Origin of the sequence: Dietzia sp. DQ12-76 (genome assembly GCF_014145045.1) — a bacterium.
In the GTDB taxonomy this organism is placed as follows: Bacteria; Actinomycetota; Actinomycetes; order Mycobacteriales; family Mycobacteriaceae; genus Dietzia.
The window spans coordinates 1-1195 of record NZ_JAALDV010000531.1 but is presented as its reverse complement, the minus strand read 5'-3'; the positions used below and the strand labels follow the sequence as shown (position 1 = coordinate 1195).

At 72.7% G+C, this 1195-nt stretch carries 2 protein-coding genes; both read right to left on the bottom strand.

Translation table 11 applies throughout. The features are described from left to right. A partial coding sequence (locus G6019_RS16210) for a dihydropteroate synthase (protein ID WP_206681840.1) occupies positions 1-330 on the bottom strand: 330 nt, incomplete at its 3' end. Positions 331-389: 59 nt separating this feature from the next. Beyond that, on the bottom strand, positions 390-1013 hold the full coding sequence (gene folE, locus G6019_RS16205; RefSeq protein WP_107755671.1) for a GTP cyclohydrolase I FolE: 624 nt from the start codon (positions 1011-1013) through the stop codon (positions 390-392). Positions 1014-1195 lie beyond the last annotated feature (182 nt).

Sequence of the window (1195 nt, the reverse complement as noted above, 5' to 3'; positions counted from 1 at the left end):
CGGCAGCATCCCGGGATCGGCGAGACCTCCGGAGACGTCGTTGATCAGCGCCGCGCCGGACTCCAGGGCCTCGGCGGCGACCGAGGCGCGCATGGTGTCGACCGAGACCGTGACCCCGTCCGCCACGAGAGAGCGGACGAGCGGGATCACGCGGTCCGCCTCGTCGGTCCGGTCGACCCGGATCGCCCCCGGCCTCGTGGACTCCCCGCCGACGTCGAGGAGGTCGGCCCCCTCCGAGACCAGTCGCCGGGCGTGGGCGAGGGCGGCCTCCGGGGCGAGGTGACGCCCCCCGTCGGAGAAGGAGTCCTCCGTGACGTTGACGATGCCCATCACCGCGCAGCGGCCCGGACGCGGCAGCCCGGCCGGGCGTGTCGGGGCGAACGGGTGGCTCACGTACCCCGCAGGAGGCCGAGTGCCTCCGCCCTGGTGGAGGCGTTGGACCGCATGCTGCCCCGGACCGCGGAGGTGGTGGTGACGGAACCCGGCTTACGGATTCCGCGCATGCTCATGCACAGGTGTTCGCATTCGATCACCACGAGGACCCCGGTGGGCTGGAGCCTGTCCACCAGGGCGTCGGCGACCTGGCTGGTCAGTCGTTCCTGCACCTGCGGCCGCTTGGCGTAGAGGTCGACGAGCCGGGCGAGTTTGCTCAGCCCGGTCACCGCACCCGAGCGCCCCGGGATGTACCCGATGTGCGCGACCCCGTGGAACGGGACGAGGTGGTGCTCGCAGGTCGAGAAGATGGGGATGTCCCGCACCAGGACCAGCTCCCGGTGGTCCTCGTTGAACGTCCTGGACAACACGTCCGCGGGTTCGGTGTACAGCCCCGCGAACACCTCCCGGTACGCCCGTGCGACGCGCGCCGGGGTGTCCTGGAGGCCCTCGCGATCCGGGTCCTCGCCCACGGCGATCAGCAGTTCCCGGACCGCCGACTCGGCGCGCTCGGCATCGAACACCCGGCCGGCGGACACCGACCGGGCGTCTGCCGCGGGGATGTGGTCAGGGGTCGTCATCAGTCCTCTTCTCGCACGAAACCGACCGGTGGTCAGTCGTCACGTTCCCACGGTGCCCGCCACCCGGGTTCCTTGTCCTCGCGACGGCGGGACCCGCTCCGGCGCCCGTCACCGTCCACCGCCGACCACGCACGGGTCGACCGGCCGGACGGCGACTCGTCCCGGTCGCCGGCGCGACCGGG